Source organism: Leptolyngbya sp. AS-A5, from assembly GCF_039962495.1.
Taxonomy (GTDB): Bacteria; Cyanobacteriota; Cyanobacteriia; order Leptolyngbyales; family Leptolyngbyaceae; genus Leptolyngbya.
This window is the reverse complement of record NZ_JAMPLL010000010.1, coordinates 150,273-174,018: the sequence shown is the minus strand read 5'-3', so window position 1 is coordinate 174,018 and position 23,746 is coordinate 150,273. Positions and strand designations below refer to the sequence as shown.

The 23,746-nt window shown below is 47.5% G+C and carries 13 protein-coding genes; 8 read left to right on the top strand and 5 right to left on the bottom strand.

The genetic code is table 11. The annotated features are described in order from the left end of the window. Positions 1-191: 191 nt before the first annotated feature. A complete protein-coding gene (locus NC980_RS14195; protein WP_190376708.1) occupies positions 192-4,985 on the bottom strand; it encodes a PAS domain S-box protein in 4,794 nt (1,597 codons plus the stop codon). A gap of 408 nt (positions 4,986-5,393) precedes the next feature. On the opposite strand from NC980_RS14195, the gene NC980_RS14190 reads away from it, so the two are divergent. The 5 genes from NC980_RS14190 (at position 5,394) to NC980_RS14170 (ending at position 12,542) form a co-directional block, all read left to right on the top strand. Further along, a complete protein-coding gene (locus NC980_RS14190) occupies positions 5,394-5,927 on the top strand; it encodes a hypothetical protein (RefSeq protein WP_190376707.1) in 534 nt (177 codons plus the stop codon). 352 nt (positions 5,928-6,279) lie between these two features. Then, positions 6,280-7,716: a glutamate--tRNA ligase gene (gene gltX / locus NC980_RS14185; protein WP_190376706.1), complete on the top strand. Its 1,437-nt coding sequence runs from the start codon at positions 6,280-6,282 to the stop codon at positions 7,714-7,716. A 256-nt stretch (positions 7,717-7,972) separates the two neighbouring features. Beyond that, entirely contained in the window at positions 7,973-9,859 is a 1,887-nt protein-coding gene (ftsH2, locus tag NC980_RS14180; RefSeq protein ID WP_190376705.1) for an ATP-dependent zinc metalloprotease FtsH2, read from the top strand. A 789-nt stretch (positions 9,860-10,648) separates the two neighbouring features. Continuing rightward, entirely contained in the window at positions 10,649-11,200 is a 552-nt protein-coding gene (locus tag NC980_RS14175) for a heme NO-binding domain-containing protein (RefSeq protein ID WP_190376704.1), read from the top strand. Beyond that, a complete protein-coding gene (locus tag NC980_RS14170; RefSeq protein ID WP_242026831.1) occupies positions 11,166-12,542 on the top strand; it encodes an ATP-binding protein in 1,377 nt (458 codons plus the stop codon). Before NC980_RS14175 ends, NC980_RS14170 begins: the two co-directional genes overlap by 35 nt. Positions 12,543-12,735: 193 nt before the next feature. On the opposite strand, the gene NC980_RS14165 is transcribed toward NC980_RS14170, so the two are convergent. The 3 genes from NC980_RS14165 to NC980_RS14155 form a co-directional block, all read right to left on the bottom strand. Continuing rightward, complete coding sequence (locus NC980_RS14165) at positions 12,736-14,343, bottom strand: glycosyltransferase family 2 protein (protein WP_190376703.1); 1,608 nt, start codon at positions 14,341-14,343, stop codon at positions 12,736-12,738. Positions 14,344-14,423: 80 nt separating this feature from the next. Then, a complete protein-coding gene (locus tag NC980_RS14160; protein ID WP_190376702.1) occupies positions 14,424-15,149 on the bottom strand; it encodes an HAD family phosphatase in 726 nt (241 codons plus the stop codon). Then, positions 15,127-16,653 (bottom strand): mannitol dehydrogenase family protein, encoded by a 1,527-nt coding sequence (locus NC980_RS14155; RefSeq protein ID WP_190376701.1) that lies wholly within the window; start codon positions 16,651-16,653, stop codon positions 15,127-15,129. The genes NC980_RS14160 and NC980_RS14155 overlap by 23 nt, the downstream gene beginning before the upstream one ends. A 376-nt stretch (positions 16,654-17,029) precedes the next feature. Here NC980_RS14155 and hflX point away from each other — a divergent pair, with 376 nt between their 5' ends. Continuing rightward, positions 17,030-18,715 carry a GTPase HflX gene (gene hflX / locus NC980_RS14150; RefSeq protein WP_190376700.1) on the top strand — a complete coding sequence of 562 codons (1,686 nt, stop codon included), beginning with the start codon at positions 17,030-17,032 and terminating at the stop codon, positions 18,713-18,715. Between the two features lie 124 nt (positions 18,716-18,839). Here the strand turns inward: hflX and NC980_RS14145 are convergent, their stop codons facing one another. Beyond that, on the bottom strand, positions 18,840-20,732 hold the full coding sequence (locus NC980_RS14145; RefSeq protein ID WP_190376699.1) for a sugar-binding domain-containing protein: 1,893 nt from the start codon (positions 20,730-20,732) through the stop codon (positions 18,840-18,842). A 477-nt stretch (positions 20,733-21,209) separates the two neighbouring features. On the opposite strand from NC980_RS14145, the gene NC980_RS14140 reads away from it, so the two are divergent. Continuing rightward, positions 21,210-22,445 (top strand): glycosyltransferase family 1 protein, encoded by a 1,236-nt coding sequence (locus NC980_RS14140; protein WP_190376698.1) that lies wholly within the window; start codon positions 21,210-21,212, stop codon positions 22,443-22,445. Continuing rightward, a complete protein-coding gene (gene glf / locus NC980_RS14135) occupies positions 22,438-23,640 on the top strand; it encodes a UDP-galactopyranose mutase (RefSeq protein ID WP_190376697.1) in 1,203 nt (400 codons plus the stop codon). The genes NC980_RS14140 and glf overlap by 8 nt, the downstream gene beginning before the upstream one ends. Positions 23,641-23,746 lie beyond the last annotated feature (106 nt).

The following is a 23,746-nucleotide window of genomic DNA, read 5'->3' as shown; positions in this document are numbered from 1 at the left end:
CAATTGCTTTGTCAACATTCTCGGCGGCTTGATTGCCTACTGCCATCAACCGAAGAAACCGTCCATTGCGCTCGACCACAATCTGCTGCTCCCGGCTTAACCCGAACTCAGGTTGAATTAGTCTCAGCTCTAGACTCATATTGAGTCTCAAATTATCATCTGGGATGAGATTCGCTAGGGCAGCACCGGATTTAGTCTATGAGGGTGATGATCGCTTGCACTAACTGTTCTGGGTCAAGTGGCTTTGTGATATGCCGTTGATATCCACTGTTGATTGCCCGGTTATGATCATCTTCTCTGGCATAAGCAGTGAGCGCGATCGCGGGAATCTGTCCCCCCTGCTCGACGGGTAAACTCCGTACCTGTTGAATCAGCGTGTATCCATCGACTTTGGGCATCCCAATATCACTGACCAATATATTGGGTTGGAAAGATGGCAAATTTGAGAGTACCTCTGCGGCAGAAGTCACGATCAAAACCTCTGCTCCGTATTGGGTGAGTAATACTGCGAGTAGATCGCGGGCATCAGGTTCATCATCCACGCCAAGGACTCGAATCCCAGTTAAATCGAGTTCTTGGTGGGGTGGCTCGATCGATGGCTGGATTGCGGGTTCAACATTGAGCAAGGGCAGTAAGACCGTGAACGTTGCGCCTAATTCTTCGCCGGGGCTATCGGCTGTAATGGTGCCGCCGTGCGCTTCCACTAACTGACGAACGATCGCTAACCCTAACCCTAATCCCCCATATTTGCGAGTAATCGAAGCATCTTCTTGCTGGAAGGATTCAAAAATGTGAGGAAGAAATTTTGGACTAATGCCTTTACCCGTGTCGCTTACGGTGAGTTGTGCCTGATTGCCGACTTGTTCTAGGTGGATGTCTATCTGTCCACTATTAGGAGTAAATTTAATCGCATTGGACAACAGGTTCCAGACGACTTGCTGAAGGCGAGCCGCATCACCCCTTACTTGCCCAATGTTGTGTAACACAGAATGCAGTGAAATTGCTTTAGCTGTGGATGCTGTTCTGACTGTTTCGATCGCCGCTTCAATCACAAAGGATAGATTGACAGAGTTTATATTTAAGGTGAGCTTGCCGCGTAGGATTTTGGCAACATCGAGGAGATCATCAATTAGCTGGGTCTGAAGATTGGCGTTACGCTCGATCGTCGCGAGGGCTTGAGGCATTTGAGCCGCGTTCACTTTACCCGCTTGCAGTAGCTTTGTCCAACCGAGAATGGGGTTGAGGGGCGATCGTAACTCGTGGGACAGAATTGCTAAAAACTCGTCTTTGATGCGGTTGACGCGGACAAGTTCTTCGGTCTGCTGCTGGAGGGAGTTGAGTAGCTCGGAGCGTTCTAGGGCGATCGCAATTTGGTCGCAGATCGCTTGAAAGAGAGACTGCTCAGAGGCTGTAAATTCAGTGCGGCTGAGGCTGCCAAAGCTTAATGTGCCAAACAATTTTTCTCGAACCACCAAGGGCTGGCTGGCACAAGCGGTGGCACCGAGCGATCGTGCTAGTTCCAATTTCGGATCATCAGACTGCTGAATCTCTGCCCGCACGATTTGGTGGCGTTCTTGCGCGACCGTACCGCAAATGGCTTGCCCAATGTTTAGCCATTTGATCTGCTGAGCAACGTCCTCTGGGATGCCGCCGTAGTTAGCAAGCTGTAGCTTTTGCTGCGATTCATCCAGGATGTAATTGAGATACACATCTAGTCCCACTCGATCCTTGAGCTTATTAAATACGGTTTCAATCAGAGCAAGCGGTTGGGTAGAAGAAAGCAAATCGCGGGTCGTTTCATACAGCAATTCGATATGATCCCGACGCTCTGCAAGAGCGGCTTCGGCTCGTTTTTGCTCAGTAATGTCTAAGATCGTACCGATCATCCGAAGCGGCTTTCCGGTCGCATCAAAATACGCTTGTCCTTTTGCCCTAATCCAGCGCTCAATGCGGTCTTGAATTCCGATCGTGCGATATTCCACATCGTAATCGCCGCCACTGGCTGAATTGATTGACCATTGCATTGCCTGTTCTGCGCGCTCGCGATCGTCGGGATGCAGCGCCTCAAAAAAGACTTCGAGGCTAGCGTCGGCTTCAGGGGGTAAGCCGAGAATAGCTTTGCAGCCTGTATCCCAGATAAGTTCACGGGTGATCAGATTCCAGTCCCAAGTGCCTAACTGAGCAGAGGCGATCGCGATGCGGAGGCGGTCTTCGCTCTGGTGCAAGGCTTCTTCTGCAAGTTTGCGATCGTGGATGTCAGCGATCGAGCCAATGTGTCCTTTGAACTGATGACTCTCTGGATCAGTCCAAGGGTGCCCGGCTCCAATCACCCACCGATAGTTGCTGTCCTGTCCCCGCAGCCGATATTCCGTCTGAAATGCTTCGTGGCGCTCAACTGCATTTAGGAAAATCGTTCTGGTCGCTTCGTAATCTTCGGAGTGCACAGCGTCGAGCCACCCCAACCCTAGTCCTGCGACTTCTGCTTGTCCGGTGAACTCGTACCAGCGTTTACTTAAGTAGGTGCAATGCCCTGTAGTATCTGCGACCCAGATCATCATGGGCGTGTTGTCTGCCATGAGGCGAAAGCGTTGTTCACTAGCGCGTAGGTCTTCTTCGACCCGTTTGCGCTCTGTAATATCCATGTCCACCCCAGCCATCTTGACTGGGGTGCCTGCTGCATCATAGAAGACTTGTCCCAGACCCAGTGCCGACCGTACTGTGCCATCCGGCAGAATAAAGCGGAATTCGATGTTGTATTCTTCTCGATCGTGAAGTGTATGCTGAATTGCTTGCTCAACCCAGGGCAGATCATCGGGATGAATCATTGATCTGACGGTTTCATAGCGTCCATCAAAGCTACCAGGAGCCATGCCAAATAGATGTTCTAAATTGGTAGACCAATGGACACGATTGGTTTGAAGATCCCAGTCCCAACTGCCCATTTTGGCAGCTTTCATTGCCAGATTTAGCCGCTCTTGGCTCTGTTGCAAAGCAAGTTCGGCTTGCTTGCGGCTGTCAATATCGGTTACGGTGCCAATCCAACCTGTGGTTTGTCCTTGGTCATCCTGGGTTGGTACAGCGCGACAGATAAACCAGTGGTATTCGCCCTTGTGACTGCGGATTCGATATTCAATTTCAAAGGGTGCTTGATTGAGGAGCGATGTACTCCATTGAGACAGGGTGCGATCGCGATCGTCGGGATGAAGTGCACTTAGTCCTGCTAAGCCCATCGACTCCGCTTCGCTGAATCCTGTGTACTCATACCAGCGTTGATTCCAGTAGTTAACACCTCCGGTGGCATCAGCAGTCCATACCATTTGCGGCATGGCTTCGGCTAACGCTTGGTAGCGCTGCTGGCTGGCTTTGAGGGCGGCGGCGGACTGACTGCGTTCCGAGATGTCGAGAAAGGCTCCGATCGCGCCCCGGATTTGATTTTGATCATCGCGTAGGGGGGTTGCATAGCATAGGAGCTGGCGGATTGTGCCATCGGGGAGTAGGATGTCAAACTCTACATCTCGCACTTCTACGCCCAGTCTGGCAGCGATCTGCATGGGCAGATTCTCAGGGGGAATTTCCTGTCCATTTTGGAAGGTGCGATAGGAGGGTTGCTCGGTAGTAGGTGCGGTCTTGGAGATGTTTTCGCCGGAACGAGTGCCGAGCATTTCTCGAATGTAAGCATTGCTCTGCATTTCAGTGCAGGCTGGATTAACGGCGATCGCGACACCGACGGGTAGGATTTCTAATAGCGTTTGCAGTTCTAAGACGCGATCGGTTAACTCCTGGTTGAGTTGTTGGATGGCTGCTTCAGCTTGTTTTTGCTGAGAGAGATCGATCACGAAGGCGACATGCTCATCTATGCCATCTACCCATTGTGTCGCACTGATCCAAATGGGAAGCCGTGTTCCATCGCGCCGAACCAGTTCTTTTTCTCCAGGTGGGAGGGCGCCCTGTTGCCGCAGGTGTTCCATTGCCTGCTTGGTTTGTGCCGATAGCTCCGGTGGGGCAAAGTCACGCCAGTTCATGCCGTGCTGCTCAAATTCTTCTCGGGTGTAACCATGTAGGTGCAGCATAGTGTCGTTGATGACGCTCACGTCACCGCAGGCGGTGGCGATGCCAATGCCGATTGGAGCCGTATCAATTAGCCGTTTTAGTCGATTCCGCTGTTGTTTCAGGTCGATTACGGTCTGGTTTAGCTCGAGTTCTAGATATTTGCGATCGGTGACATCGCGCCAAGAGGCAACAAAGCCGTCATTCAGTTTGGTGACTCGAATATCAAAAGCCCGCACCAGTCGACGATCGGCATAGGTGTCATCGTAGATTAGGGAGTCTTTAATTAAGGGTTCACCCGTTTCCACCACATAGCAATATGCATCGAACAAGCCTGATTCACGATGACCTGGTAGTACCTCACATAAGCCGCGTCCAATCTGCATTTCCTTGGGCATTTGGTTGTTTTCGCACGCTGCTGCATTGAGATAATCGATGCGAAAATCTAAGATCTGTCCTGAGCGGTCACGGATGGCTGAGAAGATGCCAAAACAGTCGAGCATATTCTCAACTGAGGTTTGGAACTGCTCTTGGCTGCGTTGCAGTTCTCGTCGTAACTCTGCGTTTTCGATCGCGTTCCGCAATGAGAGTCGCAGGTCATCGGGTGTGATCTGATCTCTAACGAGATAGTCTGCTGCGCCGTTTTTGAATGCCTGGACTGCGGTCTTTGTGTCTTCATCGTCGATCACAACGATCGGGGGGCAGCGATCGCCCATTTGTTCTTTTAATTGACGCAGCAGAGTAACGCTATTGGAGTGGGGAAAATGAAGCTCTAAGAGAATGGCATCGATTTGCTGTAGCTGAGACAGCGCCAAAATTGGGGTTTGACATTTCAAGATTCTGTATGCAACAGTTCTGTCCTGTTGTAATTGATGCTCATATTCGCGATCGTTCTCATCTGAGTCAGAGACGACAAGGACAGTCCGGTGAGTTGACATGCTGGGGCTGGGGCTAGCAGAGATGAAGTGAAGCGATAGGATTTGAAACTTTTTGTAGAGTCGCGAATAGATTCTATCAGGTTTAAAGTGGTGTTAGCTTCGGTACTGTGACTGGCTGAGTTGTCTCGGTTATAAATCTATATAAATGGAGAAATTAAGATAATTGAATTAGTTTGACTATCAATTAAATTCTATTGAATTGGTATACGAAGAGCATTTTTGCTGCATCGATTTGAGGCAGTAGGGATAGCGCAAAACGTCTATACAGAAGTTTTTCAAGCTGCGGAGACTTTCTGATGACCAAGTTTTTGGATTCAGCAGAGCGGATAGATTCCGATTGTTTTAGTTTAAATACTTGAGCCTGCAAATTTACGTCAACTCTAATTACCAATGTTTCAGTTCAACACTATGAACCGTCATCTTCTCCTAATATTAATTTTCAACCTTTGTATTCCCTTCACGACTCTGCTTAAAGCTGAGAGCCAGCCTGCGGCATTTGACTTTCGCAATAATCTGAAAGATGGAAATTACCGCTTCTGTAGCCAACGTCCTCGATCGGGAACTGTGACTGCTCCTAGTGAAGTGGTGGGCAATTGTTTTCTATTTCGTAAACAGGGAGGGCAGGTGATTGGCAAGTATTACGATACTCGCAGCTTTGGTGAAGTGAGTGTGTGTGTGAGTGGTTCAGTTACCGATCGTGTTCTCGCTCAAGGGCTAGAGGAGATTGGTGGGATTGGTCGGCAACGAATTCCAGCCAATTCAATGGGAGACGAATTAGTCAATTGGGATAAGGAGGGCATTCTGAAGGTTTCAGGAGCTGAAACTTACAGGGAAACTAGCGATAGAGGTAGGTTAGTGCGCTATCGACAAGCAATTCTGGATTTGAAGCGACTCTATCGGGTGAATGCAGGAGCGATCTTGCCGCCGACTCGATGCTTCTAATAGGGTGGCACATAGTGTTTTTTGAGACTCACAACTAGACTCAAAATTAGTCTTACTTGAGACTAATGAAACAAAATTGTTGAGGATCGGTCTGGGAAAGCTCAGACCGAATTTGGGTAAATGAGAGTGCGATTGAGGAAAAAACAAGCATAAAAATTTAGTCCATTTTTAGTCCAGAGACTTAAACGACCTAATATAGACAGTCTGAAATTACCTTGAATCGGAAAACTTAGAGAAATTAAAACTTTTGAACTTCTGCGGGATACGCAGAAGTTCAACCTTGATCAAACCTCCAAACCTCAGGTCAACAAGCTCCGTTAGAATGAAGAATGCACAATTCTCTATTTGACTCATGACCGTTCGCGTTCGCATTGCACCCAGTCCCACGGGTAATCTCCACATCGGAACGGCTAGAACCGCAGTTTTCAACTGGCTGTTTGCCCGTCACCACGGCGGAAAATTTATCCTCCGCATCGAAGACACCGATCTAGAGCGATCGAAGCCCGAATTCACCCAAAACATTTTCGAGGGACTCACCTGGCTCGGTTTGAACTGGGATGAAGAACCCGTTTATCAAACGGCTCGAATGAGTTTGTACCGTGAAAAGATCCAGGAACTCCTAGATAAAGGATTAGCCTATCGCGCCTACGATACTCCAGAAGAACTCGATGCGATGCGAGAAGCGCAAAAAACTAAAAACGAAGCGCCTCGCTACGATAACCGTCATCGCAATCTCACACCCGAACAGGAAGCCGCTTACCTCGCTGAAGGTCGCAAACCCGTCATCCGATTCAAGATCGACGACGATCGAGAAATTTCCTGGACAGATCTCGTTCGCGGCACTGTTACCTGGAAAGGTCGCGATCTCGGCGGCGATATGGTGATCGCTCGCGCCGCAGAAGGTGAAGCAATCGGTCAACCCCTCTATAACTTTGTTGTCGTCATCGATGACATTGATATGAAGATCACCCACGTCATTCGCGGTGAAGATCACATCGGCAACACTCCGAAACAGATCCTACTCTACGAAGCCCTCGGCGCACCTTTACCCGAATTTGGACACACGCCGCTAATTTTGAACCAAGCAGGCGCAAAACTTTCCAAACGCGATGGTGTCACCTCGATTTCTGACTTTAAAAATATGGGCTACACCGCAGAAGCGATCGCCAACTATATGACGCTCCTTGGCTGGTCGCCCCCCGAACCGATGACCGAAATCTTCTCGCTCACCGAAGCGGCTGAGAAATTCGGCTTCGATCGCGTCAACAAAGCCGGAGCCAAGTTCGATTGGGATAAATTGAACTGGATCAACGGGCAATACATTCACGCAATGCCGATTGATCAAGTCACCGATCTATTAATTCCAGTTTGGAAATCGGCGGGTTATGTGTTGGATGAGAAGAACGATCGTGCATGGCTCGAACAAGTCAGCGCCCTCGTTGCCCCCAGCCTGTCTCGTCTGAATGAAGCCGTAGACATGACGCGCTACTTGTTCCAATCGCTGGACTACACCGACGATGCCAAAGCCCAAATGCAGCAAGACGGCGCAGCCACAGCAATCAAAGCCATTCTAGAATCAATGCCTTCACCCCTAACTGAAGCTGCAATCCAAGACTTAATCAAGCAAGTCGTGAAAGAGCAAAACCTTAAAAAAGGAGTCGTGATGAAATCACTCCGAGCGGCTCTAACTGGAGCACTTCAAGGGCCAGATCTCGTGCAGTCCTGGCTACTGCTCAATCAGAAAGGACACGATCGCGACCGCTTCGAGCAAGCCTTGTCGATCAGTTAGCGAGTAGGGAGTAGGGAGTAGGGAGTAGGGAGTCAACAAAAATTGTTAATCCCCACTCCCCACTTCCCACCTCAATTGCCCGAACTCTCAGAATTAAGTTACATTTAGTTAAGATTCCTCTCATTAATTTCCTGGTGAAGAATCCGTAAAAGTACTCGTGCCTCATTCAGCTTCAAGCCTGAGCAAAACCGCACTGTACAGTCCTTGGAAAATAACGATCTTTACCGTTGTAGCCGTATCGCGAGGTTGCTAGTTTATGAAATCTTCTTGGAGAACCATCCTGCTTTGGGCAATTCCCGCGCTTGTCGTCGGGTTTTTCCTCTGGCAAGGATCAATCGCTCCAACCGCACCCAATACCAGCAGAAACACTGCCAGCACCCGTATGACCTATGGGCGGTTCTTGGAGTATTTGGACGCAAATCGAATTAATAGCGTTGATTTATATGATGGAGGTCGCACTGCCATTGTCGAAGCAGTCGATCCAGACCTGGATAATCGGCTACAACGCTTACGAGTCGATCTTCCCGGCAACACCCCTGAATTAGTGACCCGTCTCCGTAATTCTGGTGTCAACCTAGACTCCCACCCAATTCGCAACGATGGCGCAGTTTGGGGTTTACTCGGAAACTTAGTCTTCCCGATCCTCTTGCTTGGTGGACTCTTCTTCTTGTTCCGGCGATCGGGCAATGTCCCTGGCGGCCCAGGTCAAGCGATGAACTTCGGCAAGTCCCGCGCTCGATTCCAAATGGAAGCGAAAACGGGTGTCATGTTCGATGATGTCGCAGGCATTGAAGAAGCCAAAGAAGAACTGCAAGAAGTCGTCACCTTCCTCAAAAAGCCAGAACGCTTTACCGCAGTCGGCGCGAGAATCCCCAAAGGTGTTCTGCTCGTCGGCCCTCCTGGCACGGGTAAAACCCTGCTCGCAAAAGCGATCGCAGGTGAAGCAGGCGTTCCCTTCTTCTCGATCTCCGGTTCCGAATTTGTCGAAATGTTCGTCGGTGTCGGTGCATCCCGCGTTCGCGACCTGTTCAAAAAAGCGAAAGAAAACGCTCCCTGTATCATCTTCATCGATGAAATTGATGCAGTAGGACGGCAACGGGGTGCAGGAATCGGTGGCGGAAACGATGAACGTGAGCAAACTTTAAACCAACTTCTCACCGAGATGGATGGATTTGAAGGCAACACTGGAATCATCATCATTGCTGCAACCAACCGCCCTGACGTTCTAGACTCTGCATTACTTCGTCCCGGACGCTTCGATCGTCAAGTCAGTGTTGATGTTCCCGATATCAAAGGTCGCCTCGAAGTCCTCAACGTCCACGCCCGCAATAAAAAGATTGCACCTGAAGTTTCCCTTGAAGCGATCGCTCGTCGTACCCCTGGTTTCTCCGGTGCAGACTTAGCGAACCTGCTCAACGAAGCGGCAATCCTCACCGCTCGTCGCCGCAAAGACGCAATCACCATGCTCGAAATTGATGATGCGGTTGATCGTGTTGTCGCTGGCATGGAAGGCACACCGCTCACCGACAGCAAGAGCAAGCGATTAATTGCCTATCACGAAGTCGGACACGCGATCGTTGGAACGCTCGTGAAAGAACACGATCCGGTTCAGAAAGTGACTCTAGTTCCACGCGGTCAAGCACGGGGTCTCACCTGGTTTATGCCGAGTGAAGATCAAGGACTGATTTCGCGATCGCAAATTCTTGCTCGTATCAAAGGTGCATTGGGTGGACGTGCCGCAGAAGAAGTCATCTTTGGAGATGCTGAAGTGACAACAGGTGCAGGCGGTGACATTCAACAAGTCACCGGAATGGCACGTCAGATGGTAACTCGTTTCGGCATGTCGGATTTAGGTCCACTCTCGCTCGAAAGCCAACAAGGTGAAGTCTTCTTGGGTGGCGGCTGGATGACTCGCTCTGAGTATTCCGAAGAGATTGCCGCTCGAATTGATGCTCAAGTCCGCTCGATCGTTGAGCACTGTTTAGAAGATACTCGCCGCATCATTCGCGAAAACCGTGAAGTGATCGATCGCTTAGTCGATCTACTGGTCGAGAAAGAAACGATCGATGGCGATGAGTTCCGCCAAATCGTTGCCGAGTACACCGCCGTTCCCGAAAAAGAACGTTACGTGCCGCAACTGTAATTCTGAAGTTAGATAACTGCGATCGGGGTAGTGAAAACTGCCCCGATTTTTTAGTGCAATCGTGAATTCAAATTGCCAGATCACAAAAGGGCAATCGCTTCTTCTCAGTTTGTCTCAAGCTATTATTTAAGACTCAATTTAAGTCCAATATCAAGACCAAAATGAGAAAAATTTCCATCAGGTGTAACTGTGCAGTTCCCCCTTGTGCCAACAGCTAGAGGACGTAATAGCGCGATCACTCAGTCAGTGAATGCAAAGGCACTTCAGCATGATCAAAGTGAGATCATCTTGTTCAACGTTCATCTGGTGAACGTGGTTGAGCAGAATTTTAGGCAGAATAGTACAGGCTCTCTTTGGGAAAAATACGAAAATTTTCTATCTAATCACCCTATCGATGGGTAATATGCGGAATATGAGTCAGTCTAATGTTTCTAACTCCAGGATTAAGCAGAAAAAATCGGTCTAATATCCTAGTTTCGGATGTTATGCCGACTTTGAGCAGTCCAAATCGCCCTAACAGGGTACTATGCCGACCATTTTCGGTCTAACGCTCCGATCTAAATGGTTAGGCGGAAAGCGTCAGTCTAAACAATTGTTGGGCTACTTTATCTTCTAGTAACGACACGGTATGTAATCACTCCATTTGTACCAAAACTAGCAAATTTACTTCAGAAGTGGGCAACCTATTCTATGGGGAGCATTTTGCCGATCAACTTTCAAGCAACCTAATCTCAAAGGGGTTGCAGACAAGCTACATAGCAATTCTGAAACAGCACTACAGGAGGTTTTATGTACGGCTTAGTCAACAAAGCAATTCGCGACATGGTGTGCAGTCGCTTCGGTGAAGAAACCTGGAATAAGATTCAGCATAAGGCTGAAGTTGAAGTTGATACTTTCATCAGCATGGAGTCTTACCCGGATGATGTAACCCATAGGCTTGTAAAGGCTGCAAGTCTTGTTTTGGGTCTACCTGCTTCAGCAATCATGCAAGCCTTTGGAGAGTTCTGGGTGCAATACACGTCTGAAGAAGGGTATGGGGAACTGATGGCGATGAGCGGCGATACGCTTCCCGAATTTTTACAGAACCTAGATGACCTTCATACCCGTGTCGGAATAAGTTTTCCAAAACTCCAGCCGCCATCTTTTGACTGTGAGGAGATTGAAGGACAAAAGCTACACCTTCACTATCATTCACATCGAGAGGGGTTAGCTCCGATGGTGGTGGGATTAGTGAAAGGCTTGGGTACGCACTTGAATACAGATGTTGAAGTTACCCAGATTCAAAGCAAGTCTGAGGGTGCAGATCATGATGAGTTTACCATCCAATATAAACCTAACTGAACTTTTCATGCAGCCCCAATTCACTTTGCCACCCCACTTACTTGCGAAGTCATTTCCTTTTCATTTTGTGTTTAATGGAGATCGCACAATCATCCAATCTGGAGAAGTTTTGCAGCGGCTTATTCCTGACATCATCGGGTCACAGTTTGCCAAGTGTTTCCAGATTAACCGCCCTATTATTCAAACTGCTAATTTTGCTGCCATTAGTAAGCAATCTCACAGCATATTTATTCTGAAATCGCTCCATAGTGAAATGACTTTAAAGGGGCAGATGATACCTATTGATGACTGCGAGGTCATTTTCTTCCTGGGTTCCCCAGTCGTTACAGAAATTAGCCAGCTAAACCACATTGGAATCAAATTAAAAGACTTTGCAATTCACGACTCTGCTGCTGATTTTCTCTTTCTTTTGCAAGCGAAGAGTCGATTAATGGATGAGTTAGCAGAACGGGAAGTGAAACTAAAAGATATTTTGAGAGGCAAGGAGGAGATTGCCACACTTGCAGAGGCGAGAGCTAGAGACATAGAACAGGCTCTCGAAAACTTACAGAGAACTCAAGCACAACTGATTCAGGCTGAAAAGATGTCTGGGTTGGGACAAATGGTGGCAGGGATTGCTCATGAAATCAACAATCCGGTTAACTTTATCAACGGTAATCTCACCCACATCGATCAGTATGTTCAGTCTCTCATAACCCTACTTAAACTTTATCAACAGCACTTTCCTCAAGCCTCTCCTGAAATCACTGATTGCATGGAGGAGATTGACCTTGAGTTTTTATTGATTGATTTACCACGTATAGTTGCATCAATGCAAACGGGAACCAGTCGGATTAGAGATATTGTTCTGTCATTACGCAACTTTTCTAGATTGGATGAGGCAGAACAAAAAGATGTGGACTTACACGAAGGAATCGATAGCACATTACTGATTCTCAACCACAAGTTAAAGCAAGGGATTGAGGTCGTTAGAAAATATGGAGATTTGCCAAAAATTTTGTGTTATCCATCTCAATTAAATCAAGTATTTATGAATATTCTTTCCAATGCTGTTGATGCATTATTTGAGACTGATCTAAAATCCAAGCAGATTATGATACAAACCTGTTTAGAGCCAGCTAAACAGGTTTGTATCAGCATTCAAGATAATGGAAATGGAATTCCTCCTGAAATTAAAGAGAGAATTTTTAATCCATTCTTTACGACAAAGCCTAGCAGCAAAGGGACAGGATTAGGACTATCAATCTGCCATCAAATTATCGAAAAGCATCAGGGGACGATCGATGTAATCTCTGAATTGGGAAAGGGAACTGAATTTACCATTAAAATTCCAATTTCCTAATCTCAGTGCTTTTCTCTAGATTAAGAGATAAAGCTTCTAACCAATTGCCAGCAGCCCAACACTGCGTTGGTGCGGACGGAACAGAGAGCGTTTGTGGGAGTTCGAGGCAGTCTGCCGCCGCTCAACTTAGCGTTATACCGCTGACATCACTGACGATGAAGATAATGAAAAACTCCAGCGATCGCCTTTCAAATTACTGCCCGATCGCCCCTGAGTAAGCCATCTCTTTCAGCCCTAGATACTCCCGCCAAAACGCCTCAGACGTTAGCTCTGCATAAGAGCTTTTCCAGTCCTGACTCGCATCCTCCCAGCGCGTGCGGCCTTGTTCTGCAACACTTGCCCAACGTGCTAAAAGCTCAACGCTTGCTAAAGTATCAATCTCAATTTGATTTTCATAGCTCCGACTCAGCTTCAGCGTCATCGGGTGAGTCAACTCTGGATTAGCACCCTTAATCAACTCTGTCCCTTTCAGATAGTCCTCAAATGCTTTAATCAGCATCTGAGCACGATCGTAGTCTGGCTTTAACAACGCCTGCATAATCTCTTTGGTCAGATTAGTCACCGTATGTTTATAGTTCGGTGAGAAGTGCATTGCATAAGTAATCAAATCATTGCGGAAATAGTAGTAAGCTTCCCAATTGAGGTTCTTTGCAGAAGCGGGAATATGCCACACTGCCATCGACGGGAAGGTCACGATCGGAATGCCAAACTTCCGCTTTGCTCTCATGCAGAACTCAACATCATCGAGCTTAATAAACAACGGCAACGGCAGTTTGATGCGCTCTACCAACGCTTTCGAGAAAGAGCAGAACCAAAACCCACCATAATCTGCATCCACTTCCCTCAACAATTGATTCAGAACCTTAGTATCCCGCAAATCTAAATCATAGTTCAATGGCATCAGTGAGTCAGATGCACCCTTCGTTTTAGAAGCCTCGTTGTAGGTTGCGCCTGCCTCATACAAAGACCATTTTCTGTTTAAGTTCAGCAAGCCACCTGCAATGATCAACTCCGTCTTCGCATACTCATGCACCGAGAACAGCCGAAAAACGCTTTCACTTTCTAACTCGACATCATCATCCATCAATAAAAGATGGGTCGAGCTACCTTCTGCTAAAACCTCCATGATGCCTCTGGTAAAGCCACCACTACCACCCGCATTCATGTTCGGAAATAGCTTCACTCTCGAATCTGCAAACTCATTCGGATCAAGTGTCCGACCATTATCCGAAACAAAAATCTTCAGGTCGCGATCGTGCAACAATTCATCTTGCAGCAGCGTCGAAAGAGTGTTTCTAACGTAATCCTCTTTCTTGAACGTACAAATCACAACGCCCAGCGAGACTTCCCTAGCTTTCGGTTGATCCGTCGCAATCCAGCCAGACCCGAAAATTCCCTGTTTACTGAGGCAAGTAATCTCAGCATAGATTCTGCCTGCATTTTCGGTTTGAACCAGATCGATCGCAGCCAGCTTCACAGGCGTAGAAAGTTCACACTGCTCAAGATGTTGTTCTAAAATTGCTTCTCTTGCATTACTTTCAGCGACTTCTCTGTAAACAGTAACCTTAAAATCACCCTCTAGCTCTAGCACATAATAGATAGATTCAAGCGAGGTGTATTTAACGTAGTAGCTTTCGTAAAATGAATTGAAATAAGAGCTAGAAGAAACCGTTCCACCTTGACCCAGAACTATCTTTTTGCTGCCTTCCTGATCATCAATCGATACTGCTCCATCACATTGAACATACAATTGAGCAATATCAATTGACTTGGGAAGCTTGATTCTACCGATAATATTCATAAAGCTTTCTGTTACTAACTCAATCCCATTATTAAACTTAGGGGAGAGCATTCAAAAAGACTCTCTTTCTTGAGACAGATTTAGAGCAATGGAATCAATTCAGACATCTGTTCAATCACACAATGAACACCCACCGATCGCAGTACAGAGACACGATCGCTACGTTCCTCTTCGGTAATGTGAGTTCCGCCCACATACCCTACAATCATTGAAATTCCAGCCGCAACCGCAGATTTTACTCCACTGATTGAGTCTTCGACTGCAATACAATTTGATACCTCTGCATTCAAACACTGTGCCGCATAAAGATAGACATCTGGCAAAGGCTTCGGTCTGCGAACCGGAAGAGAATCAGCCGCACTAAACACACGATCGCCAAAATACTCCATTAACTCCGAAGCTGCTAAACAAGCCTTTAACCGCCGCAAACTACTGTTGCTCACTAGCGCAAACTCAATGCCACGATCGCACAACTCATCTAGCACCGCAGGCGTTCCCTCAGTTGGCTTTGCACCAATGCTCAAGTGATCGATCGCTCGATCTTCTTCCTCCAGCACCAATCGCTGAATGTCAGCCTCTGTTAAAGCCATCGGTGCATCTGCATAAATTTGCCCCAAAATCTCTCGATACGGTTTCCCTGCAAAGTGCTTGATAAAGTCTGGCAAATCATAGTGACGTGCCCCCGGAAACTCGCAAACCACCTCAGCCGTTAATTTCCACGCGCTCTTTAACGCCACAATCTCGCTATCCACAACAGTTCCGTCATGGTCAAACAAAACGACCTTACGCGGCTGAAACGATGTCATGCTCAAAATGCTCCTGACTGTAATATCTGAGTGTAGCCGATAGTCCGCGTGTCCGAATCTCCCACATTGCCCGATCGCACTCCAGATCGAGCAAGTCGCAACACTCTCCCGGCTCTAATCCAAGCATTTCACTCAATGGCTTCCCTATTTGAATCGCCGCAATCACCTCTGGCTTATCGTTGGCTTCAAACGACTGACCAAGCTCACTCGCGCCCTCTCGGATGGTCAGCATCCAAGCCGCGATCGGCAACATCAATCGTCTTAAACTCACCCCTTGAGCATGAGCATCTTTCAAGATTGGAGCAATATACTTCCCAATTTTTCGAGAAGTTTCTGCCGCAATTCGCTCGATTTTGTCAGGAGTCGCTTCATTGCTTAATCTCAGTAACACCTGATCAACGTACTGTTCGCACATTGAATCGACAACCGGAGTTGCAGCCGTAATATCATCCATCAATAACCGCAGAAATAAGTGGTACTCTGGCAATCTCAGTGCTTGATGGACACACTCAATCCCACCCCGAACTGCCAAACAAGCAATAAATGAGTGAACTGCATTTAGAAATCTAGATTTGAGATGCAGAAAAGGAGTGATATCGTCCGTCATCGTCACGCCGATCTCTTCCCACATCGGTCGATCGCTACTAAACTTGTCCTCAACCACAAACTGCCAAAACGGTTCAGTCACAATCGGTGAACGATCGCGAACCTGTAATAATCGATACGAATGCTCCTTATCAGCTTCATGCGCTTGCGGTACAATTCGATCGACAACAGTATTCGGGAAAGTTGCATTATTTACAATGTACTCTGCAAGACTTGAATTAACCTGTTCTGCATAAGTTAGCACCGCTCTTTGTAAAATCTCCCCGTTTCTCGGTAAGTTATCACAAGACAGTGTAGTACAAGGTGCAATGCCACGATCGCGACGACGACGCAAACCTTCTACAATGAACCCGATCGCAGTCGTTGGATGAGTTGGATGCTTCAAATCATGCACAATTCCAGGGTGATTAATATCTAAAGCAAACCGTGAATCCAGACAGTAACCGGCTTGAGTCACAGTCAATGTGACCAAATGAACTGTAGGCGATTCCATTAGCTCAAGCACAGTGTTCGGCTCTGCTGCACCATCAATCATGTGCTTGATCGAACCAATCACATCTGCTGACTCATGATGTTCATCCCCGATGTAGCGCTCAGTTAAGGTATAAAGAAAGTCTTGAGGCTGCAACTTTGCGATCGTGCGATGACTTCTAAGGCTCACACCGCAAATTCCCCATTGCAGATCCTTTTGAGACAAGTGTTGATGAATAATGCGTGCAAGGTGCGCCCGGAAAAAACGACCTGGACCAAAATGCACAATACCTATATTCAATTCGCTTCGATTATAAGGAGACTGTTGTTTCCATAACTCAGTTACAGTAGCTGGAGCTATGCCTGCAGTCTGAAGTCCTGCGTCAAACAACGAAGAACGAGTGCTCAGCGAAAAATAGTCTTTCATGACATCCCTTCAGATTTAAGTGGAGTCGATATTTAATGTGGCAAATTCTTAACTTGAAACATTCACAACTGCTTACAGCGCGAATGTTCACTAAGTTGTAACTCACAAAGTTATCGACTTAGTGATCAGCTAAATACATCAATTCAATAATTTTGTTTCCTTATAGTATTAGGAGCGATCGACCCTGCTATCTATCTGTAGTTAAATTCATAGATCTAACTTGCGCGCCTTGGATAATTCCAAATACCTAGCCAATCTATTCTAAGGATGTTTATTCCTTTGAACTAACCCTCTAGACTCCCTCCTACCCAAGTCAGAGGTTGACAGAGGAGCAACTCTTTATGGTTGAGGAATCGCAGATTTGCAGGTTTACCTCATGGCAACGCTTCATGGTAATCTTCAGGGCTTGAAATCCACACATATCAACCAAATTGAGCAGCTATACGAGGAACGATTAGCGGACGATCGCTTCATCACTCCAGAATTTGCTGATCAATTAGCCGCCCTCAGCCAACTCATTCATCAACCGCTCTGCTGTTATATTAATCGTCGCGGACAAGTTATCCGCGTTGGAATCGGCACTCCAATGCAAACCCGCCTCCCTGACTCTGAGTCACCTCGTCGAAGCGGCGATCGTTTCAGTGGAATTCGCTGCTTGGTTGCTCAGTTTCATCCGCCTGATGCCAGCGCCTTTATCGCCATGCTGCGTCAGCGTCTCGATGCAATGGTCGTTCTTACCCTAGCCGATACAAAGTCCAATCAGGCAAAAGCCTTAATCCAGCACTCTTACTTAGCGCATCTTACCCCCGACTTTGACCAACCCTGGCAAGTTGAAACGTTTCCGCTCCAATCTCTATTTGAACAAGATGCCGACGAATTGATTCACGACTGGGAAAGCGACATCCAAGGTGCCGGATTCGACTTATTACAACCGGTTCAGTCTGATCACGATCGCGCCCTACTCGTCGGACTCCAAACTGATAGGATGTCTGATCGTCGCTTCCAAGACAGCCTTAATGAATTGCGCCGCCTCGTCGAAAGCGCCAAAGGTGAAATTGTTGGAGTCGTACAGCAAAAACGATCGCACCCTCATCCCCAAACCGTGATTGGTCACGGCAAAGTCGAAGAAGTCACCTTAGAAGCACAGCGATTAGGGGCAAATCTCATCGTTCTCAATCAAGATATCTCTGCCACCCAAGCGCGGAACCTAGAAGAACAAATCGGAGTGCGCGTGGTCGATCGTACCCAAGTCATCTTAGATATCTTTGCCCAACGAGCGAGATCGCAAGCCGGAAAGCTCCAAGTCGAGCTTGCACAGCTTGAATACACCTTGCCGCGATTGCGCGGACGCGGGCAAGAAATGTCTCGCTTAGGTGCAGGAATTGGAACACGCGGCCCTGGTGAAACCAAGCTAGAAACCGAACGCCGCACCATTCAGCGAAAAATTACTCAACTCCAGCAAGAAGTCAATCAACTGCAAGCCCATCGCGCCCGTCTCCGTCAGCAGCGCGATCGCCAGCAACTCCCCACGATCGCCCTTGTCGGCTACACCAATGCAGGCAAATCAACGCTTCTAAACGTTCTCACCCAAGCCGATGTCTATGTTGCCGATCAACTATTTGCCACACTTGATCCAACCACTCGCCGCTTAACAATCACTGATCCAAACACGCACGAGCGCCGCGATGTATTACTAACAGACACGGTTGGATTTATCCATGATCTGCCACCTGCGCTAATGGATGCCTTTCGCGCCACCCTCGAAGAAGTCACCGAAGCCGATGCACTCCTTCATGTTCTCGATTTTTCTCATCCCGCTTGGGAGCAGCATCTAGAATCCGTGAACACGGTGTTATCTGAACTACCCGCAATACCCCCAAACGCAATCTTGGTGTTTAACAAAGTTGATCGAGTCGATCGCAACACTTTAGATCAAGTGCAGCAATCTTACCCCGATGCAGTCTTTATTTCAGCGACTGAACGCCTTGGTTTAGATCGGCTTGCACACTGCTTAATACAACTATCCAACACTTTGACACCCTCCACCGCAGGCTCTACTTAGTAACTTTAAGAAAAAAGAGATTCCCCAATCCAAGGAAATCTCAGTCTCAAAGTCCCCCACTCGTGGAGGATTTAGGGGGCATTCAACGGCTCAACCGCAGCAGAAAACCATCAATCACGCCGGACTAACTCTGCCAAGATCCACTGCACTGAGGCGTAATCGCACATTCCGCAATCTGAGCGATCGTCTCATGTCCCAGAGTCGCCGCCTCGATCGCATGGATATCAAACTTCGGAGTGCGATCGATATAAAGCAAGCCATTTGCCTCTTGGAAAGTATCTGTTAACTGCGTATAACAGAATCCACTAAACATCTCAACGCGGTTCACCACATTCAGAAGCTTGTGATAGCGCTGCTGAAGATCACAGATATCCGAAGAACGATCGTAGCCCCAAGCTTTATCCGCTTGATCATCGGTCGGGCGAGTGTAAGCCACTCCACCAAACTCCGTCAGCATGATTGGCTGCCCTTGGTGCGGATAGCCATCCAGCGTCAGAATTCGTCCACCCGGTCGCTGTGTCTCAAACAGATCTGACAATTTCACCTCAGAGCCGTAGCGCTTACCCAATCGATCGGGCTGGCTGTCATAATCATGAATCGCCAGAATATCCGTTGTCGCACTTTCCCACCCATCGTTGCCGATCACGGGTCGAGTCGGATCAAGCGTTTTCGTCAGATAGTACAACGCCTGAACATAGTGGCGTTGCGCTGCGGTCTCTGTCAGGTTCGGAACCCCCCAAGATTCATTAAACGGGACCCAAGCAATGATGCAGGGATGACTGCTGTCGCGATCGATCACCTCTGTCCACTCTTTCGTAATTCGTTCAACCGCCTTACGAGTGAACCGATAAGCACTCGGCATTTCTTCCCACACCAACAATCCCATCACATCCGCCCAGTACAGAAAGCGCGGATCTTCGATCTTTTGGTGCTTCCGAACGCCGTTAAAGCCCATCCGCTTCGTCAATTCAATATCTTGACGCAGCGCTTCATCCGATGGCGGAGTCATCAAGCTTTCCGCCCAATAACCCTGATCCAATACCAACCGCAGATAGTAAGGATGACCATTCAGCATAAAGCGATCGCGCTGAATGTTCGCGGTTCGCATCGCTGTGTAAGACTTCACCTCATCGATCAACGTGCCTTGATGCCAAAGCTGAATCTGAGCATCGATCAATGTTGGTTTCTCAGGACTCCACAGCAAAGCATTACGATAGTCGTCAATTCCCGGATCAGACAATGCAATCCGGCGGTTGATATCTTCGTTAACGACTTCGTAAGTGTCATTTACCAACAAGCGATCGCCCACGCTCATACGCACTTTGATGTACAAGTCATCACAGTTTGCGCCAACCATCGAGGCTTCAAATCCAATTTCCCAACGCTCAAAATGCGGTGCCCAACGAATCTTCTCGATATAGGTTTGTGGGACACACTCAACCCAAACGGTTTGCCAGATTCCAGTTGTACGGGGATACCAAATGCTGTGCGGCTCTAGCTGCCAATCCTGTTTTCCTCTAGGCTTCGCCAAATCAAACGGATCATCTTGTGCCAACACTGTCACGCGCTGCATCGTTCCCGGTTGAAGAAATTCCGTGATCTCAAAGCTGAACGGGGTATATCCGCCTTCATGACCCCCAACATAGCGACCATTGACCCAAACCGAAGCTTGATAGTCTACTGCGCCAAAGTGCAGCAGCACCCGTTGATGATCACTCGGAACTTCAAATTCTCTCTCATACCAGCAATAAGCGTGAAAGCCAGTATCACCGATGCCACTTTTCTCTGTTTCAGGAGCAAAAGGAACTTCGATCGTATGTGTCCATTCAGGCACATCATCGGGCTGTTTCCAATCTCCTTGATCATTAAAGGAGAATTTCCACGCCCCATTGAGGTTGATCCACTGCGATCGCTGAAGCTGCGGGCGCGGATAACCTGTTTCGAGTTGACGACAAAGTGCGATCGGGCTAGAGGCAGACTGGGCGATACTGTCGAGGCTTTTACCGAGTAGTTTCATGGAAAGTCACTCCTTCAATTAGGAGAAAATGCGCCTTGCTTCGATGCGCGTGAACAGCAGATTAAAACCTAACATCAAAATTATTACTCCTGATAAAAGTTTACTTTTCTAATGAAGATTGTTTTGTTACACAGAACCAAAAAGAACGAATCCTTGCTTTATTGGGGAGCACCAATTCTCTAGCAAAAGGAATGTAGCTTATAGCCCCAGTGCGTATTGAGACAAGAGTGCTTATACGTATATTATAGCTCAAACTAATTCTAACTTGGGATAGAAGAACTTTTACAAAATAGCTCCATTGCTTTATCTATCTTAAAAAAGTTATTAACAAATCAATAGACTTTGATATCTACCCAGCGCATCTTTTTTGTTTTATCGAGCATTTCCAACTCTTCAGATAGAAGGAATACTGAGTCATTGTGACTATTTTTGAATTTGTGATTGCAACTTAGGCAACATCCAGAAATTCAAAAATCTATGTCCTTATTCAACAGAGGATTGAACGGCTATAGCCGTTCGATCGGGAATAGTCGAAAGCCCTTTATAAAAGCATCCACCTCAGAAAGCCAAACTCCGCCTGATTTTGGCTCGATGGATCACGTTTTGCCCGATCTAGTCTGTTTGTCCCATTTGCGCTGGGACTTTGTGTATCAGCGTCCGCAGCACCTTCTCACCCGTTGTGCTAGTCACCGCAGAACCTTCTTTATCGAAGAACCCAAGTTTGAATCTAATGCAGCTTGGCGCTTAGAAGTAACTCAGCGCGATTGCGGCGTTTGGATCGTCGTGCCCCATCTCCCCAGCGGGATGAGCCAGGAAATGACCGCTACCATGATGCAAACGCTGATTGATGAGCTATTTACTGACTACGGCATTTCAAAACCTATTCTGTGGTACTACACCCCGATCGCACTATCATTCACAAATCACCTTGATCCCCGCTGTATCGTCTATGATTGCATGGACGAACTCTCTGCCTTTAAAGGAGCTTCAAACGCTCTAAAAGACTGGGAAACAGAACTATTCAAACGTGCAGATGTCGTGTTTACCGGAGGACAAAGCCTCTACGAAGCCAAACAACATCAGCATCCGAATGTTCATGCTTTTCCAAGTAGCATCGATGCCGCCCACTTTGCCCAAGCGAAAAGCATTACAGTTGATCCCCAAGATCAAGCTTGCATTGCTCATCCACGTTTGGGATTTTATGGTGTAATTGATGAAAGAATGAACTTAGAGTTAGTCGATAGGATTGCTCAAGCTAGACCTGGCTGGCAGCTAGTGTTAATTGGTCCGGTTGTGAAGATTGATCCCGGTTCTCTTCCCCGTCGCCCTAATATTCACTACTTAGGCAGTAAGTCTTATCAAGAATTACCTCATTACCTGGCGCATTGGGATGTTGCATTGTTGCCGTTTGCATTAAATGAATCCACACGGTTTATCAGTCCCACTAAAACCCCGGAATATCTTGCAGCCGGGAAGCCAGTGGTTTCAACCTCCATTCGGGATGTAGTCCGCCCTTATGGAGAAGCTGGACTGGTTCACATCGCTGATCGCGCTGAGGAATTTATCGATCAAGTTGAACTTGCCATGCAGCAGGGACAGCCTGAGCAGGTCGAGGACTTTCTTGCACAAATGTCCTGGGATCAAACCTGGGAAGCGATGATGCAGCAGATTAACGCAGTTATTTTGAATTCTCGGAGAACTTCTAATGTTTGATTATTTAATTGTGGGTGCGGGTTTTGCAGGCAGCGTAATTGCAGAACGATTAGCCAGCCAGTCTGGGAAAAAAGTGCTGATTTGCGATCGCAGAACTCACATTGGCGGTAATGCTTACGACCATTACAACGATGCGGGGGTGTTAGTCCATAGTTATGGTCCGCACATCTTCCACACCAATTCTCGTGATGTCTTTGACTATCTTTCAAACTTCACTCAATGGCGACCGTATGAGCATCGGGTGCTGGCAAGTGTCGATGGTTCACTGCTACCAATCCCGATCAATCTTGATACGATCAATAAACTTTATGGCTTAAATCTAACCTCGTTCCAGGTAGAAGAGTTCTTCGCCTCAGTTGCTGAGAAAAAAGATTATATTCGTACCTCTGAAGATGTAGTTGTGAGCCGAGTCGGACGCGAACTCTACGAAAAGTTCTTCCGCAACTATACGCGCAAACAATGGGGTATTGATCCCTCTGAGCTAGATAAGTCAGTCACTGCTAGAGTTCCGACCCGTACCAATCGCGACGATCGCTATTTCACTGACACCTATCAAGCAATGCCGCTCCATGGCTTTACTCGGATGTTTGAGAATATGCTGTCGCATCCGAACATTAAAGTCATGCTGAATGTGGACTATCGCGAAATTCAGAAGGTGATTCCCCATCGCGAGATTGTTTACACCGGCCCTGTAGACGAATTCTTTGATTTCCGCTTTGGTAAATTGCCGTATCGATCGCTCGAATTCAAACATGAAACCCACGATAAGCCTTTATTCCAATCGGCTCCGGTCGTGAACTATCCGAATGAACAAGCCTACACTCGCATTACAGAATTCAAGTATTTAACTGGACAAGAGCATCCCAAAACGAGCGTTGTCTACGAATTCCCCCAAGCAGAAGGCGATCCTTACTATCCGATTCCGCGTCCTGAAAACGCGGAACTCTACAAGAAGTACAAAGAGCTTGCAGATGCAACTCCAGGAGTACACTTTGTCGGACGCTTAGCAACTTACAGATACTACAACATGGACCAAGTCGTTGCTCAAGCCCTTACTACCTACGCGAAGATTTCAGAGCGTCCAACTTGGCACCCCGAAGATGTTCAGGTGGTGAAGAAAGCAATGGCAGCCGATCAAGAGACCCCGACGGTTTCAAGCAATGGCAATGGAGCAAAATCTCTTTCTTCAACCTAAGCTTTGAAATTGTGTCTTGCTTTGTTGCAAGCGGATGGTTGCCCCCTAGAAAAACTTTAAGAATCGAAAGGTTTTGGTTTGAAGTCCCCCACTTGTGGGGGATTTA